At 71.9% G+C, this 15,878-nt stretch carries 14 protein-coding genes and 1 riboswitch; of the genes, 8 read left to right on the forward strand and 6 right to left on the reverse strand.

Features of this window, described 5'->3' with window-relative positions:
- Both ACQP2H_RS00365 and pknB read left to right on the forward strand, forming a co-directional pair.
- Positions 1–1,512 (forward strand): serine/threonine-protein kinase, encoded by a 1,512-nt coding sequence (locus ACQP2H_RS00365; protein ID WP_219470500.1) that lies wholly within the window; start codon positions 1–3, stop codon positions 1,510–1,512.
- Entirely contained in the window at positions 1,509–3,317 is a 1,809-nt protein-coding gene (gene pknB / locus ACQP2H_RS00370) for a Stk1 family PASTA domain-containing Ser/Thr kinase (RefSeq protein WP_433230356.1), read from the forward strand. Before ACQP2H_RS00365 ends, pknB begins: the two co-directional genes overlap by 4 nt.
- A gap of 117 nt (positions 3,318–3,434) precedes the next feature.
- Here the strand turns inward: pknB and ACQP2H_RS00375 are convergent, their stop codons facing one another.
- From ACQP2H_RS00375 to ACQP2H_RS00390, 4 genes are all read right to left on the reverse strand, one after another.
- A complete protein-coding gene (locus ACQP2H_RS00375) occupies positions 3,435–4,085 on the reverse strand; it encodes an aminodeoxychorismate/anthranilate synthase component II (RefSeq protein ID WP_208565232.1) in 651 nt (216 codons plus the stop codon).
- Positions 4,086–4,089: 4 nt separating this feature from the next.
- Positions 4,090–4,368 carry a hypothetical protein gene (locus tag ACQP2H_RS00380; RefSeq protein WP_208565233.1) on the reverse strand — a complete coding sequence of 93 codons (279 nt, stop codon included), beginning with the start codon at positions 4,366–4,368 and terminating at the stop codon, positions 4,090–4,092.
- A 5-nt stretch (positions 4,369–4,373) separates the two neighbouring features.
- Entirely contained in the window at positions 4,374–5,312 is a 939-nt protein-coding gene (locus tag ACQP2H_RS00385; RefSeq protein WP_433230360.1) for a class E sortase, read from the reverse strand.
- Between the two features lie 232 nt (positions 5,313–5,544).
- Positions 5,545–6,351, reverse strand: a complete 807-nt coding sequence (locus tag ACQP2H_RS00390) for a DUF881 domain-containing protein (protein ID WP_208565235.1) — start codon at positions 6,349–6,351, stop codon at positions 5,545–5,547.
- 229 nt (positions 6,352–6,580) lie between these two features.
- Here ACQP2H_RS00390 and ACQP2H_RS00395 point away from each other — a divergent pair, with 229 nt between their 5' ends.
- Entirely contained in the window at positions 6,581–6,844 is a 264-nt protein-coding gene (locus ACQP2H_RS00395) for a cell division protein CrgA (protein WP_208565236.1), read from the forward strand.
- A gap of 287 nt (positions 6,845–7,131) precedes the next feature.
- Positions 7,132–9,348 carry a (Fe-S)-binding protein gene (locus ACQP2H_RS00400; protein WP_219465453.1) on the forward strand — a complete coding sequence of 739 codons (2,217 nt, stop codon included), beginning with the start codon at positions 7,132–7,134 and terminating at the stop codon, positions 9,346–9,348.
- A 69-nt stretch (positions 9,349–9,417) separates the two neighbouring features.
- Here the strand turns inward: ACQP2H_RS00400 and ACQP2H_RS00405 are convergent, their stop codons facing one another.
- On the reverse strand, positions 9,418–10,098 hold the full coding sequence (locus tag ACQP2H_RS00405; protein WP_255597803.1) for a GOLPH3/VPS74 family protein: 681 nt from the start codon (positions 10,096–10,098) through the stop codon (positions 9,418–9,420).
- 142 nt (positions 10,099–10,240) lie between these two features.
- On the opposite strand from ACQP2H_RS00405, the gene ACQP2H_RS00410 reads away from it, so the two are divergent.
- From ACQP2H_RS00410 to ACQP2H_RS00425, 4 genes are all read left to right on the forward strand, one after another.
- Entirely contained in the window at positions 10,241–11,548 is a 1,308-nt protein-coding gene (locus tag ACQP2H_RS00410; RefSeq protein WP_255598825.1) for a hemolysin family protein, read from the forward strand.
- Positions 11,541–12,545, forward strand: a complete 1,005-nt coding sequence (locus tag ACQP2H_RS00415; RefSeq protein WP_219465458.1) for a hemolysin family protein — start codon at positions 11,541–11,543, stop codon at positions 12,543–12,545. The genes ACQP2H_RS00410 and ACQP2H_RS00415 overlap by 8 nt, the downstream gene beginning before the upstream one ends.
- Positions 12,546–12,722: 177 nt before the next feature.
- Entirely contained in the window at positions 12,723–13,721 is a 999-nt protein-coding gene (locus ACQP2H_RS00420; protein ID WP_208565241.1) for a C40 family peptidase, read from the forward strand.
- 156 nt (positions 13,722–13,877) lie between these two features.
- Positions 13,878–14,014, forward strand: a riboswitch (cyclic di-AMP (ydaO/yuaA leader).
- 12 nt (positions 14,015–14,026) lie between these two features.
- Positions 14,027–15,067: an NlpC/P60 family protein gene (locus ACQP2H_RS00425; RefSeq protein ID WP_357532738.1), complete on the forward strand. Its 1,041-nt coding sequence runs from the start codon at positions 14,027–14,029 to the stop codon at positions 15,065–15,067.
- A 51-nt stretch (positions 15,068–15,118) separates the two neighbouring features.
- Here ACQP2H_RS00425 and dcd read toward each other — a convergent pair whose 3' ends face one another.
- Positions 15,119–15,697: a dCTP deaminase gene (gene dcd / locus ACQP2H_RS00430; protein ID WP_208565243.1), complete on the reverse strand. Its 579-nt coding sequence runs from the start codon at positions 15,695–15,697 to the stop codon at positions 15,119–15,121.
- Positions 15,698–15,878 lie beyond the last annotated feature (181 nt).

Genomic DNA, 15,878 nt, shown 5'->3' on the forward strand with positions numbered 1-15,878 from the left:
ATGCTCAGCCCCGGGGTGCAGCTCGGCAACCGTTACCGTCTCGACGAGCGGATCGCCAGCGGCGGCATGGGCGACGTGTGGCGCGGCACCGACCAGGTGCTGGGCCGTACGGTCGCGGTGAAGAGCCTGCTCCCGGCGCTGCTCGACGAGCCCGGCTTCGCCGAACGGTTCCGGGGCGAGGCGCGCACCATGGCCACCATCAACCACCCCGGCGTGGTCGACGTCTACGACTTCGGCAGCGACCAGGAGATCGCCTTCCTGGTGATGGAGTACGTCGAGGGCGACGCCCTGTCGGCGACGCTCAGCCGGGTCGGCCGGCTCACCCCGGCCCGGACGATGGCGCTGCTCGCCCAGGCCGCCGACGCGTTGCACGCCGCCCACGAGAAGGGCATCGTGCACCGGGACGTCAAGCCGGGCAACCTGCTCGTCCGGCCCAACGGGACGCTGGTGCTGACCGACTTCGGCATCGCCCGGTCCGAGCTGGTCGGTCAGCTCACCGCCGCCGGATCGGTGCTCGGCACCGCCTCGTACATCTCCCCCGAGCAGGCCACCGGCGCGGTGGCCACCCCCGCCTCCGACGTGTACGCCCTCGGTGTCGTGGCCTACCAGTGCCTGGCCGGTCGGCGACCCTTCGAAGGCGACAACCCCCTCGAAATCGCCATGCGGCACGTCCGGGACACTCCCCGGGCCCTGCCCGGGGACATCCCGCCGCAGGTCAAGGCGATCGTGGAGCGGGCCATGGCCAAGGAGCCCGGCCACCGCTGGCCGAGCGCCGCCGCCCTGGCCGCCGTTGCCCGGCAGGCCAAGCAGGTCCTTTCCCAGCAGGCCCGAGCGGGGGGCGGACATCCCGGCCCGGTGTCCGGTGGTCCGGTGTCCGGTGGTCCGGTCTCGGGTGGCCCGGTCTCCGGGGCGGCGCCGGCCTCCCCCGCCGGCCCGATGGCCCGGGCCCAGGTGCCCGCCGTACCCCGGCAGCAGCCGGCGGCGCTGGCCCACCAGCACCGTCCGCCGGTCAGCGGGCAGGCCCGTCCGCCGGTCGGTGGGCAGTCCCGGCCACCCGTCAGCGGTCAGGCCAGGCCGCCGGTAGCAGCCCGGCACCCGCAGCCACCGGTGGCGCAGCAGCGCCCGCCGGTCCAGGCCACCCCGATGACCCGGCCCTATCCGCAGCAGCCCCGGGGCGCGGCGGCAGTCCCGTCGGCCCCGCTGCGTGTCGACCGACCCATGGGGTACGCCCGGCAGCCGCTCCCACCCCCGGCCCCGCCACAGCGTTCCCGGTCCGGCATGGTGACCCTGGCGATTCTGCTGGCGGTACTGGTGCTGGTCTGTTCCGGGGTGCTCGCCTACGCGGCGCGACAGCGGACCAGCGCCGGTGATCCCAGCGCGCCCCAGATGACGTCCGGCGCGCTGAGTGCCTTCGGACGCGACGATCCGGCCGGGACGTCGTACCGTCGGGTGGTACGGCTCGAACCGGGTGCCGGCGAGACGACGACGAGCGAAGGACGACGAACGCGATGACAGCCCAGGCCCGCCTGCTCGGTGGCAGGTACCAGGTCGGCGAGCTGCTCGGTTACGGTGGCATGGCCGAGGTGCACCGCGGCCGGGACCTCCGGCTCGGTCGGGACGTCGCGATCAAGATGCTCCGGACAGACCTGGCCAGGGACGCCACCTTCCAGATGCGGTTCCGCCGCGAGGCGCAGAACGCCGCCTCGCTGAACCACCCGGCGATCGTCGCCGTCTACGACACCGGCGAGGAGACCGCCCCGACCGGCGAGACCCTCCCGTTCATCGTGATGGAGTTCGTGAACGGGCGGACCCTCAAGGAGGTCCTCGGCGTCGAGGGGCGGCTCCAGCCGCGCCGGGCGTTGGAGATCTGCGCCGACATGTGCGCGGCCCTGGAGTTCAGCCACCGGCACGGGATCATCCACCGGGACATCAAGCCCGGCAACGTGATGCTGACCCAGACCGGTCAGGTCAAGGTGATGGACTTCGGCATCGCCCGTGCCCTGGCCAGCGGTGCCACCACGATGACCCAGACCAGCGCGGTGATCGGCACGGCCCAGTACCTCTCCCCGGAGCAGGCGCGCGGCGAGGCCGTCGACGCCCGCTCCGACGTGTACGCCGCCGGCTGCGTGCTGTTCGAACTGGTCTGCGGTCATCCGCCGTTCGTCGGCGACAGCCCGGTCAGCGTGGCGTACCAGCACGTGCGGGAGGCCCCGCCGACGCCCAGCGACATCAACCCGGACGTGACCCCGGCGATCGACGCGATCGTGCTGAAGGCGCTGTCCAAGAACCCGCTCAACCGCTACCAGAGCGCCGGTGAGATGCGGGCCGACCTGCTCCGTGCCGCCGCCGGCCGGCCGGTGATGGCGACCCCGGTGATGAGCCAGGACGAGACCACCCCGATGGCGGCGGCTGCGGCCGGTTACCCGACGCAGATGGTCGGTCAGCAGACCCGGCACATCCCGGCCCGGGTCGGTGACCCGCAGCGGCGCAAGAGTTCCGCCTGGGTGATCGCGGCGTTCGCGGCGGTCGGGGTGCTGGCGGTGATCGCCCTGGTCGCGGCCCTGCTGATGAACGGCGACGAGCCCAAGACGAGCCCGGTGCCCAACCTGGCGGGCAAGACGCAGGACGCCGCCTTCACCGAGATCCGCAACGCCGGCCTGGTGCCGGCGACCGGTGACCAGGTCTTCGACAGCACCTGCAAGGTGGGTACGGTCGCCCGGCAGGACCCGCCGGCCGGCACCCCGCTGGCCGAGAACCGTCAGGTGACGGTGAACATCTGCGGCGGCAAGCCCGAGGTAAGCATCCCGACCGGCCTCAAGGGCAGCAAGGTCGACAGCGCGCAGGCTCGCCTGAAGGACGCGAAGTTCGTCGTCACCGTCGTGGACAAGGACAGCGAGGAGAACGAGGACATCGTCCTCGACGTGTCCCCGCCCGAGGGGGAGAAGGTGCCGGAGGGCACCAAGGTCACCCTGACCGTCTCCCGGGGCAACGTCCGTGAGGTGCCGAACGTCAAGGACCTCAGCCAGGCGGAAGCCATCCGGGCCATCGAGAACGCCGGTTTCAAGGCCAACCCCGAACTCGGCTCGGAGGTGCCGGCGGACGAGGCCGGCAAGGTGCAGAGCCAGAACCCGAAGGCCGGCACCAAGAAGACGAAGGGGAGCACGGTCACCATCGTGGTGAGCGTGCCGGAGGTGACCGAGCCGCCGACCCCGCCGACCCCGACCACGCCGGTGCCGACCACCACACCGCCCGGTGACGGCACCGGGGGCGGGTTCCCGCTGCCGCCCACCCCGCCGTTCCGGGTCGAGGACCAGTGACCCGTACCCTGCGATGACGTTCAGGCCCGGTCCGGTTGGACCGGGCCTGGCTCTTTCGGCGGTGACCGACCGGCACCGGTCGGCGCGTGCCCCGGCGCTCGGGCGGCGTCGGCCGTGTCAGTTGGTGGCGAAGGCGGCCCGGCGGCGGGCGTCGACCTCGGCGGCCAGCTCCGGGGCGCGTTCCAGGGCCTCCGGGTGGCCGCAGGCGGCGACCCAGTTCGCCAGCATCAGGTGGCCGCCCTCGGTGAGCACCGACTCCGGGTGGAACTGCACCCCCTCGATCGGCAGGGTCCGGTGCCGCATCGCCATCACCACACCGGACTCCGTCCAGCCGGTGACCTCCAGCTCGTCGGGGAGCGTCTCGGGGAGCACCGCCAGCGAGTGGTAGCGGGTGGCGGTGAACGGGTCCGGCAGGCCGGCCAGCACCCCGACGGAGTGGTGCCGCACCTCGGAGGTCTTGCCGTGCAGCAGCTCCGGTGCCCGGGTGACGGTCCCGCCGAACGCCTCACCGATCGCCTGGTGGCCGAGGCAGACGCCGAAGATCGGCAGCTCCCCGGCGTACCGGCGGATGACGTCGAGGCAGATGCCGGCGCGGTCCGGGCTGCCCGGCCCCGGCGAGAGCAGGACGCCCGCCGCGCCGACCCGGCCGACCTCGGCGACGTCGATCTCGTCGTTGCGTCGGACCTCGCACTCCACCCCGAGCTGGCCCAGGTACTGCACGAGGTTGAACACGAAGGAGTCGTAGTTGTCGATCACGAGGACACGCATGGGCTCACTGGTCCGGAGAGGGGGCGGGTGGGGTGTTGTTGCGGTCGGTGTCGTACGGCAGGTCGTGCCCGTCGCCGGCCGGCGCGTCGGGATCGACGGCGGAGTCGCCGCCCGGGTTGCCGGAGTCCTGGGTCACCTGGACGTCGTCGAAGGGCAGCAGCGGCTCGGCCCAGGGGAAGATCACATACCAGAGCAGCGCCACCGTCGCGGTGGCGAGCAGCACCGATCCGATGAGCTTGCCGGGCAGCCCGAAGGGCAGCTTGCGCCAGATGAACGAGTACACCGTGGTCAGCCTCGCAGTTCCGGCGGTGGGCCCTCGGACTTGGGCTGCGCGCGGTCGAGCTCGGCGTGGACGATCAGCCGCTGGTAGTTGTCGAATTTGGGGTTGCAGGTGGTCAGGGTGAGCAGTTTGCGGGTGGCCTTCGCGTTCGGCTCGCCCGGCACCGGAGCGACGACCTCTACCTGGTCGGGGCGGACGATCCGGGTCTGGTAGACCTTGTAGACGTACCAGTCCTGCTTGCCCTCCAGCAGGATCGCGTCTCCGGTCTTCAGCTCGTCCAGCCGCCAGAAGGTGGCCCGGTTGCGGTGCCCGGCCACGGAGAAGTTGCCCACCTCGCCGGGGAGCGCGCTCTTCGGGTAGTGGCCGGGGGCGTACCGGATGTCCTCCTGGGTGACGCCCTCGACGACCACCCAGTTCTTGTCGAGGCTGGGGATGTAGAGCCCGGCGATGGGCTTGCCCTCGGCGGGGGCGACCTGCTTGGCCGGGGTGCTCGGGCTGACCGTCGGGTCGCCGGTCGGGCCCCACGCCTGTTCCAGTTGCTTGTTGAGTTTGCTCTGGTGGGCGTCGACGAGGGCGGACTTGCCCCAGATCTCGTACCCGGCGAACAGGAGCACCACCAGTCCGAAGGTGATCAGCACTTCGCCGCTGACCCGTACCCCGGTGCGCAGCCGTGAGCCGAAGCTGGGCCGGGTCAGCTCCGAGTAGACGCTCTTGTAGCCCTCCCCGGTCTGTTCCGGGCGCAGCTGCACGACCCGCTCACCCCGCCGGGGCGGGGGTGGTGGCGGGGCGGGCTCGCCGGAGCCGGGGTGTTCGGGGGCGGGCGGCACCGCCCCCATCAGGGCGGTGGAGTCCAGCGCCGGGTTGTTCGGTCGGGCCGGCACCACCGGCAGCAGCGCCGTGGCCGCCGGGTCCGCCGGGTGGTCCGGTCCCGGCCGGCCGCGCTCCACCGGCCCGTTCCCGGGTACGCCCCGACCGTGGCCCGTGCCGGGGCGGGGCCGCCCGGCCAGGCGGGTGGCGGTTGGCGTGCCGGGAGCACGGGGGTGGGCCAGGGGCCGGTGGGTTCCGGGCGGGCCGGCTCGGTGCGGGTGGCGGCGGGCGGCGTGGACCGGTCGACCCTGGGGAGGAACGCGGTCGGCTCGTCGTGCTGGTCGCCGCCGTGCGGACCCCCGCCCTGCCGGGTCATCGCGGCACCGTCGCCGATCGCAGCGCCGTGGAGTCCTCGAACGCGGGCACGGTGACGGAGCCGACGTGCTCGGAGTAGCCGAGCTGGTAGTGGTCGACCGCCTGCTTGAACAACCCGACTCCCTGCGAGCCGGCGAGGGCCTGCTGGAGGGCAGCGGGATCGCCGATTGCTACGATCTTGAATGGTGGCGAGTACACCCGGCCGTGCAGCAGCAGGGTGTTACCGACGCAGCGTACCGCGCTGGTGGAGAGCACGCGGACGTTCATGATGGACATGGCCTCCGCGCCTCCGGCCCAGAGCGCGTTGACCACGGCCTGCACGTCACCCTGGTGGACGACGAGGTCGTCGTTGGTGGCGCCCTTGGGTAGGGTGCCGTCGTTGCGGCGGGGGGCGTCGTTCAACTCGACCGTCACCCCGGAGCCGGTGAGCGCGGTGAAGCCGGCCGCCTGTTGGAGGCCCTGGGCGCGGTCCCGCTGCTCCTTGATCGGTGCGTCGGTGTCGGCCAGGGTCTCGGTCTCGCCCTCCACGTCGGCGCGCAGCCGGGCGGCCCGCAGCTCGCTGGCGGCCACCTGCTCCCGGCGGTCCTCGATCAGCTGGGTGAGCTGGGGCCGGCGGTCCTCCCGCAGGGCGGTGCCGCCCGCCGTGGTCGCCGTGGTGGTGAAGAGCAGTCCGGCGGCGGCGGCGATCAGTGGCACGCCGATCGACCAGCCCGGTCGGCGCTGCCGGGGGCGGCGGGGCAGGAAGGCGGCGACCGCCCGGCGCATGGCCTTCTGCCAGGACGCCGCACCGGATGTGTACTCCACCCTGCGTTCCTCTCCCGTCGTCTGGTGACGCCCGTCACGGTGCGGATCGGGTCGTCGACGGCGCGTCGACCCGACCGAATCCGGTCACCGTGGGCACCGGATCGACCCCATTCATGGCCTGAACCGGCCTTCCGGACTACGCTAGCTGTCGAACATTATTGGCCATGGACCGTCGCCCCCGCGCCCGGTTGTCAGGCCGGACGAGGTCGTCACCCCTCTGGAGAGCGTCGTGCCCAAGTCTCAGGTCCGTAAGAAGAAGGTGTACACCCCGCCGACGGACGTCCGTCCGACGACGACCGCGGCGACGCGCAAGCCTAGCCCGGTGTGGCTGCCGGTGACCGCTGTCGCGTTGATCGTCGGCGGCATCGGCTGGCTGGTGGTCTACTACCTCTCCGAGCAGGAGTATCCGGTCGCCTCGTGGGGCTACTGGAACCTCGCGGTCGGTTTCGGCGCGATGGTGGGTTCCCTGGTGCTGCTCTCCCGCTGGCGTTGAGCCCGGCGCTGCGGCGCCCTCCACGACACGACCCAGGTCATCGCGTACGCCCCCAGCCCGGCGCTTCGGCGTCGGGCCCCCTATGGTGTCCGCAGGGCGGCGTGGCCTGGTGCGAGAAGATTCACGTTACCGTCGGGTAACTTTCGCGTAGGCTGCACCGCATGACCGAGCGGAGCGAGGTCGTCGACCGGTCCGGTCGGGGGTGCGGCGGCGGCAGGCCGGGCACCTCCTGAACCGGCCCCGGCCGCCGCGCCGCTCGCCAGGCAGCAGACCGGGAGGCCAACTCGATGGGCAGCGTCCAGATCGTCACCACGGTCCTCGCCGCCGCCATCACCGCGGTGGCGGTGTGGCTCGCGGTGCGTGCGGTGCGGAAGATGGTGGCCGTCATCCGGCTGGGGCAACCCGCGCCGGAGCGGTTCACCGACAAGGGCACCCGGGCGAAGACCATGCTGGTCGAGACGGCCGGCCACACCCGAATGCTCAGGTGGGGCGTGGTGGGGGCCGCGCACTGGTTCGTGATGGTCGGCTTCATCGTGCTGTCACTGCTCGTGCTGGAGGCGTACTTCGAGGTCGTCTCGTCGACCGGCGGGCTGCCGCTGATCGGTGGCCTCGCCGTGTACGGCCTGGTCACCGAGGTGATCGCGGTGCTCGGCACGGTCGGCATCGCAGTGCTGATCGCGATCCGGATCCGCAACCGGCCGACCCGGCCGGGTGGGCGCTCCCGGTTCACCGGCTCCACCATGTGGCAGGGCTACTTCGTCGAGGCGGTCGTCCTCGCCGTGCTGGTCATGGGGTTCGTGATCCGGGGCTTCAAGGTCGCCACCGACCACTTCGAGTACCCGCTCTGGGCCACCCCGGTCAGCCACGCCGTCGGCGCGCTGCTGCCCGCCTGGCCGGCCGGCGTGAGCATCGCCGCCCTCATCAAGATCGTCATCTCGATGACCTGGCTGATCGTCATCGCGCTGAACGTGACGATGGGCGTCGCCTGGCACCGCTTCCTGGCGTTCTTCAACATCTTCTTCAAGCGCGAGCCGGACCGGCCGGCCGGCTCCGGGCTCGGCCCGCTGCGGCCGATGACGAGCCAGGGCAAGCCGCTCGACTTCGAGGAGGCCGACCCCGAGAAGGACCAGTTCGGCGTCGCCCAGGTCGAGCAGTTCACCTGGAAGGGGCTGCTCGACTTCAGCACCTGCACCGAGTGCGGGCGCTGCCAGTCGCAGTGCCCGGCCTGGAACACCGGCAAGCCGCTGTCGCCCAAGCTGCTCGTGCTCAGCCTCCGCGACCACGCGTACGCCAAGGCGCCCTACCTGCTGGCCGGGGGCGGCAAGGACCTGACCGGCGAGGAGAAGGCCACCGCGGCGCAGCTCGCCCACCTCGACGTGCTCACCCTCGCCGAGGCCGACAAGCCGTTGATCGGTGACGCCGAGGCCGGCGGTGTGATCGACCCGGACGTGCTGTGGTCCTGCACCACCTGCGGGGCCTGCGTCGAGCAGTGCCCGGTCGACATCGAGCACGTCGACCACATCGTCGACATGCGGCGCTACCAGGTGCTGATCGAGTCGAGCTTCCCGTCCGAGGCCGGCGTCATGCTGCGCAACCTGGAGAACAAGGGCAACCCGTGGGGTGCCCCGCAGAACACCCGCGAGGACTGGACCAAGGGCCTGAGCTTCCCGGTGCCCCGGGTCGGCGAGGTCGACGACTTCGAGTACCTGTTCTGGGTCGGCTGCGCCGGGGCGTTCGAGGACCGGGCCAAGAAGACCACCCGCGCGGTCGCCACCCTGCTCAACGAGGCGGGCGTCTCCTTCGCCATCCTCGGTGAGGGCGAGACCTGCTCCGGTGACCCGGCCCGCCGGATCGGCAACGAGTTCGTCTTCCAGATGCTCGCCCAGCAGAACGTCGAGACCCTCAACGAGGCGTTCGAGGGCCGGGACAAGACCAAGCGCAAGATCGTCGCCACCTGCCCGCACTGCTTCAACACCCTCGGCAACGAGTACGGCCAGCTCGGTGGCGAGTTCGAGGTGGTCCACCACACCCAGCTCCTGGCCCACCTGGTCAGCACCGGCAAGCTCACCCCGGTGCAGCCGGTCGACGGCGGCGTCACCTACCACGACCCCTGCTACCTGGGCCGGCACAACCGGGTCTTCGCGGCGCCCCGGGAGGTGCTCGGCAGCGCCGTCAACGGCGGTGGCAGCGCCGACGGCACCCTGATCGAGATGCCCCGCAACAGCGAGCGCTCCTTCTGCTGCGGCGCCGGCGGCGCCCGGATGTGGATGGAGGAGAAGATCGGCAAGCGGATCAACGTGGACCGGGTCGAGGAGGCCATGTCCACCGGGGCGCGCACGGTCGCCGTCGGCTGCCCGTTCTGCTCGACGATGCTCAACGACGGGGTGAACGGCAAGGGCGCCGGCGAGCAGGTCGAGGTGGTCGACGTGGCCAGCGTGCTGCTGCGCTCGGTCAAGCCGGACACCGCGCCGGGCGAGAAGGAGACCGCGCCGACCGCCGGCTGAGGTCGTACCCCCGCCGGGGCGGACGCACGACGGCGGCGGCACCCACCGGTGCCGCCGCCGCAGCGGTCGTCAGGACGTCGTGGTGGTGATGATGGCGGCCGTGGTGGTCACCGTGGTCGCCATCATGATCGCGGCCTGGGTCTCCTCGATCGCCTTCTTCGTCGCCGCGGACGCCCAGTCCCCGTCGGCGATCTCCGTGGTGCGGGCCTTGAGCCGCTCCTTGGGCAGCTCCCGGAAGAGCTTGCGGTCCAGCCCCACCGCCCGGGTCAGGCCGAGCAGCGCGGCCGTCCGGGCCTCCACCGGGCCGTCGGCGAGCAGCGCGTCGAGCATCCGCTGCCGGGCCGCCGTCTCCGCCGTCGGCTCCGCGCCGGTCGGCGACGGATAGCGGGTACGCGGAAAGACCAGCAGCACCCGGTCGGAGTCCCGGCGCAGCACCCCCGTGTCGACCAGACCCGACAGCACCCGGTCGGGCAGCCCCTTGGCCAGCCGGCTGATCCAGTCCTTGGGTCGGCGACGCTTGCCGTCGGCGGCCACCCGGGCGAGGGCGTCGTCGAGCACCGGCCGGCCGACCGGAGTCGGGTCGGTCACCGCCAGCCGGTCGTCGGCCACCTCGACCCGACCGGCGAGGGCCAGCTCCAGCAGGACCGCCCCGGACAGCCCGTAGTCGAGGTGGGGCCGGCCGAGCCGGTTCACCCCGGTGTCGTCGTAGGCGAGCAGGACCAGTTCGTCGGCGAGGGTGAGTGGTGCCATGCCGTCCACGCTAACCCGGTGGCGCGAGTCCCGCCGCTGGGCCGATCCGACGACGCCGGTGACGGTGAGCCACGCCCCGGTGACTGCGGGACGCGGTCGTGAAACAATCACGCCCATCGACTCTCTGCTGCTCGGTACGCTGTTGCCCCTGGTCGGCTTCGTGCTGCTGACCGCCGGCAACGCGTTCTTCGTTGCGGCCGAGTTCGCCCTGGTCACCGTCGATCGGGCGGAGATCGACCGGCGGGCCGAGGCCGGCGACACCACCGCCGCCACCGTCCGTCGGGCGCTGCGCGAACTGTCCTTCCAGCTCTCCGGGGCGCAGCTCGGCATCACCCTCACCGCGCTGCTCACCGGCTACCTGGCCGAACCGGCCCTCGCCCGGCTGTTCGACCCGCTGCTGGCCCCGCTGGGCGGTGCGGACCGGTTCGGTCCGCTGCTCGCCCTGGCGTTGGCCACCCTGCTCTCGATGCTCTTCGGCGAGCTGGTGCCGAAGAACCTGGCGCTGGCCCGGCCGATGCCGGCAGCGCTGGCCACCGCCGGGCCGATGCGCGCCTTCTCGCGGGCCTTCGGCTGGCTGATCAGAGGGCTGAACAACTCGGCCAACCGGCTGGTCCGCCAGCTCGGGGTGGAGCCGCAGGAGGAGTTGGCCAGCGCCCGCTCCCCGGAGGAACTGGGCCTGCTCGCGGCCATCTCGGCCCGCGCCGGGGCGCTGCCACCGGACACCGCCATGCTGCTGCGGCGCACCATCCGCTTCGGCGACAAGCGGGCCGCCGAGGCGATGACCCCCCGGGTGGACGTGATCGCGCTGCGGGCCACCGCCACCGTCGCCGAGCTGCTCGACCTGTCCCGCCGGACCGGTCGGACCCGGTTCCCTGTCTACGAGGAGACCCTCGACCTGGTCACCGGGGTCGCGGCCGTACCCGACGCGCTCGGGGTGCCGCTGGCCGCGCGGGCCGGCACCACCGTCGCCTCGGTCGCCCGCGAGCCGGTGTACGTGCCGGAGAGCCTCGACCTCGACGGCGTGCTGGCGGCGTTGAAGGCCGCCGGGTCCGACCTGGCGATCGTGGTCGACGAGTACGGCGGCACCGACGGGGTGGTGACCGTCGAGGACCTGGTCGAGGAGCTGGTCGGGGAGATCGCCGACGAGTTCGACCCGGCCACGGTGGACGACGCCCACGACACCGGGCTGACCGTGCCGGGTGGGGAACGGACCGTCCTGGTCGACGGGGTGCTGCGGGAGGACGAACTGTACGAGCAGACCGGCTTCCGGCTCCCCGAGGGGCCGTACGAGACGCTGGCGGGGTTCCTGATGGCCCGGCTGGGGCACATCCCGCTGCCCGGCGAGACGACCGGGGCGGACGGTTACGAGTTCACCGTCGTCGAGGTGGAGCGGCACCGGATCGAACAGGTCCGGGTGGTTCGCCCCGAGGAGCCGCACGTCGATGACTGAGCTGCTGGTGGCGGTGGTGCTGCTGCTCGGCAACGCGTTCTTCGTGGGCAGCGAGTTCGCGTTGATCGCGTCCCGGCACACGGTGGTGGAGCCGTTGGCCGCGACCTCGAAGCGGGCCCGGTGGGCGTTGTCGGCGATGAACCAGATCCCGCTGATGATCGCCGGGGCGCAGCTCGGCATCACCGTCTGCTCGCTCGGGTTGGGCGCGATCGCCGAGCCGGCCCTGGCCCACCTGCTGGAGCCGGTGTTCCACGCGGTGCTGCTGCCGGCGGGCGCGGTGCACCCGGTCTCCTTCCTGATCGCCCTGGGCGTGGTGGTCTTCCTGCACACGGTGGTCGGCGAGATGGTGCCGAAGAACATCACCCTGGCCGGGCCGGAGCCGTCGGCGCTCTGGCTGGGGCCGGCGATGCTGGCGTTCTGCCTGGCCACCAAGCCGCTGCTGCTGGCGATGAAGTGGGCGGCCCGGCAGGTGCTGCGGCTGTGGGCGGTGGAGGCCGCCGACGCGGTCAAGACGGTCTTCACCGCCGAGGAGTTGGCCGGGTTGGTGGCCCAGGCCCGTACCGAGGGGCTGCTCGACGCCGAGGAGCACGCCCGGATCACCGGCGCGTTGGCGTTGCACGCCCGGACGGCGGCGGACGCGCTGCAGCCGTGGTCGACGGTGACCACGGTGGCCGAGGACGTCTCACCGGCCTCTCTGGAGGTGCTGGCGACCACCACCGGCCGGTCCCGCTTCCCGGTGGTGCAGCGTTCCACCCGCAGGGTGCTGGGCTTCGTGCACGTCAAGGACGTCCTGGGGTACGCCGGGGCGTCCCGTCGAGCGCCGGTGCCGGCCGAGGTCTACCGGCCGCTGGCCGTGGTGCCACCGGACCGTACGCTGGCCGATCTGCTGCTGGCGATGCGACGCGAGCGGCGGCACATGGTGCTGGTGAGCGACGGTCGCCGCCCCCTGGGTGTGGTCACGCTCGACGATGTATTGACAGCAATCGTTGGAAATTGAGCGAACACCCTTTGTGTGCAAGCGATTGCACTGATGTGATGGAGGGCCCACCCGCCTTGATTCCCCACCGGGACTCCCCCTAATGTTGCACCGGCCGCTGTGGGTCGTCTGCCTCCTTCTTCCCCTTAGCGAGGCGCCCGGCGGTCGGTTGCAAAGGAGTCGACGCCGGTGGCAACCATGCCCCCTCAACGTCACGTCCAGGGCCAGCCGCCCGCCCGGCCGGCAGTCCTTCGGCGGGTCGCCCGCCGCCTGCTCACCGTGGTCGCGGCGGTCGCCGTCGGTGCCGGGATGCTCGCTGTGCCGGCCCACGCCGCGCCGTCGCCCGAGGAGATCGAGGCGGCTCTCGACAAGCAGTGGGAGCAGCTCGAACCCACCATCGAGAACTACAACAAGGTCCGGGCGCAGCTGAAGGTCAACCGCAAGAAGTCGGCCGACCTGCAGAAGAAGATCGAGCCGTTGGCCCTGCAGAGCGAACTGGCCCTCGGCCGGGTGGGCGACCTCGCCTCCCGCTACTACAAGTCCGGGCCGTCGCAGGAGTTGAGCGCGCTGCTCACCACCAGCCGGCCGGGCACCCTCGCCGCGCAGCTGACCATTCTGGACCGGCTCGCCGCCGAGCAGCGGCGGGAGGTCGAGGCGGTGCTCGTGGTGCGCCGCAAGTACGACGCCGAGAAGCAGAAGCTCGACACGCTGATCGCCGCCGAGGTGCAGCAGGAGAAGGACCTCGCGGCCAAGAAGACCAAGATCAACGCTGAGATCAAGCGGCTCCAGGCGGCCATGCCGAAGACCACCGTCAAGGTGAACGGCTGCCCCACGATCAACGGGGTGGTCAGCTCCGCCGCCCGGACCGCGATCGCGACCGCCTGCGCGCAGGTCGGTGACCCGTACGTCTGGGGTGCCACCGGGCCGAACTCGTTCGACTGCTCCGGGCTCACCCAGTTCGCCTACAAGGCGGCCGGCATCTCGCTGACCCACTTCACCGGTGCCCAGTGGAACGAGGGCAAGGCCATCCCGCGCTCCGAGGCCCGCCCCGGCGACCTGGTGTTCTTCTTCAGCGACCTGCACCACGTCGGCCTCTATCTGGGCAACGACATGATGGTGCACGCACCCCGGACCGGTAAGCCGGTCCAGGTGACCAGCATCAACTACATGCCGGTGGCCGGCTTCCGCCGACCCTGACCAGCGCAGACGCCAACCCCCGGCCCGATGGGCCGGGGGTTGGCCCGTCTTCCGGTCACGGAGTGTGCCGGCCCGGCGGGTTGCGGATCGATAACGACCATCTCTACTCTGGTCAATCGTCGGTCGGCACCAGGTCCGCCCCACCCGGGGTGGCGTCGGCCGGCACCGCCGAGTCGCCTCCGGGCGAGCCGGGGACCCAGGTACGCCGGGGTGAATCCGCAACCACTGCGGTAGGGCGCTCCCTTCCCGCCCGAACCCGTCAGCTAACCCGGTAGGCGGTCGAGGAAGAAGGAGCCCGGAGCCCGGTGGCACACGATGCCCCGCGCCCACCGTCACGCCGGTCGACCCAGGTCGCCCGCGAGACGACGGTGCCGCGCCCACGTTGGTCCCGCTTCACCACCACCCTCGCCACCCTTGCCGCCGTCGCGGTCGCCCTGACCGGTGGCGCCACGGCAGCCCACGCCGACCCCTCGGTCGCCGAGATCGAACGACAGATCGACCAGGACTGGAACAAGCTCGAACCGATCATCGAGCAGCACAACGCCACCCGCACCGACCTCGCCGCCAAGCGTCGGCAGGCCGACGCGCTGGGCAAGCGGATCGCCCCGCTGCAACGGCGGGTGGACCAGGCGATGAACCAGGTCAGCGGCCTCGCCGTCCAGGCGTACAAGGGCGAGAACATGTCCACCGTCAATGCGCTGCTCGGCAGCCACAGCCCCAGCCAGGTGGTCGAGCAGTTGGGGTTGCTGGACCGGTTCGCCAGCCGCCAACAGCGCGAGGTGCGGACCGTCGCGGCACTGCGCGACGAACTCGCCGCGACCAAGGCGCCGTTGGACGAGATGGTCGCCCAGCTGACCCGTACCGAGGCCCAGTTGGCGGCGAAGAAGAAGCAGATCAACACCGAGATCGACAAATTGCAGAAGCTGCGGCTGAAGGTCTACGGCAACGGCGGCGGGGGATCACTGCGCCCGGCACCCTGCCCGGCCGGCTACCCCGGCGGCCCGTCCGGCACGGCCGTCAAGTTCGCCTGCGCCCAGATCGGCAAGCTGTACGTGTGGGGCGCGGCCGGCCCCAACAACTACGACTGCTCCGGGCTGACCATGGCCGCCTGGGCGAAGGCCGGGGTGTCGCTGCCGCACAACGCCCGGCAGCAGCGCCAGGTCACCGACCGGGTCAGCCGGGCCGACCTGCGCCCCGGCGACCTGGTCTTCTACTACTCCGACCTGCACCACGTCGGGATGTACGTCGGGGACGGCTGGGTCGTGCACGCCTCCCAGGCCGGCAAGCCGATCACGATGAAGCGGGTCGACGACGGGCCGGTCAACAGCTACGGCCGACCCGGCTGAGCCACGCGTCCGGGCCCCCTGACCCGGGGGGCCCGGCCCGGTGGGGTGTGGTCAGCGGGTGGGCCAGATGCGCCAGTTCTGCCAGGAGCGGCTCTGCGTCGGCCCGCGCTGGCCCTGGTAACGCGACCCGTACACCTCCGAGCCGTAGGGGTGCTCGGCCGGCGAGGAGAGCCGGAAGATGCAGAGCTGGCCGATCTTCATGCCCGGCCACAGGGTGATCGGCAGGTTGGCCACGTTCGACAGCTCCAGCGTGACGTGGCCGGAGAAGCCCGGATCGATGAAGCCGGCGGTCGAGTGGGTGAGCAGGCCCAGCCGGCCCAGGCTCGACTTGCCCTCCAGCCGGCCGGCGAGCTGGTCGCCGAGCGAGATGACCTCGAGCGTGGAGGCGAGCACGAACTCACCCGGGTGCAGCACGAACGGTTCGCCCGCCGGCACCTCGACCATCGACGTCAGGTCGTCCTGCTGCACGGCCGGGTCGATGTGGGTGTAGAGGTGGTTGTTGAAGACCCGGAACAGCTTGTCGAGGCGCACGTCGATGCTGGACGGCTGCACCAGACTCGGCTCGAACGGCTCCAGCGCCAGCGTGCCGGCCTTGATCTCGGAGACCAGGTCCCGGTCGGAGAGCAGCATCGGGCCACCCTATCGAGCACGCCAGTCCGCCCTGCCTACCGGGCCGTCCCGCCGGCCTCGTCGGCGCGTCGGCCGCCCCGACCCACCGGGCCGCCGGCGGTCGTCGTCGGCGGTGGCTGCGGGGCGGATGCCGGGCCCTTCCACCTGCGTGTCGGACTGATTTTCGAACGCCTGTTCGATA

Origin of the sequence: Micromonospora sp. CA-248260 (genome assembly GCF_050942205.1) — a bacterium.
GTDB classification, from domain to species: domain Bacteria; phylum Actinomycetota; class Actinomycetes; order Mycobacteriales; family Micromonosporaceae; genus Micromonospora; species Micromonospora antibiotica.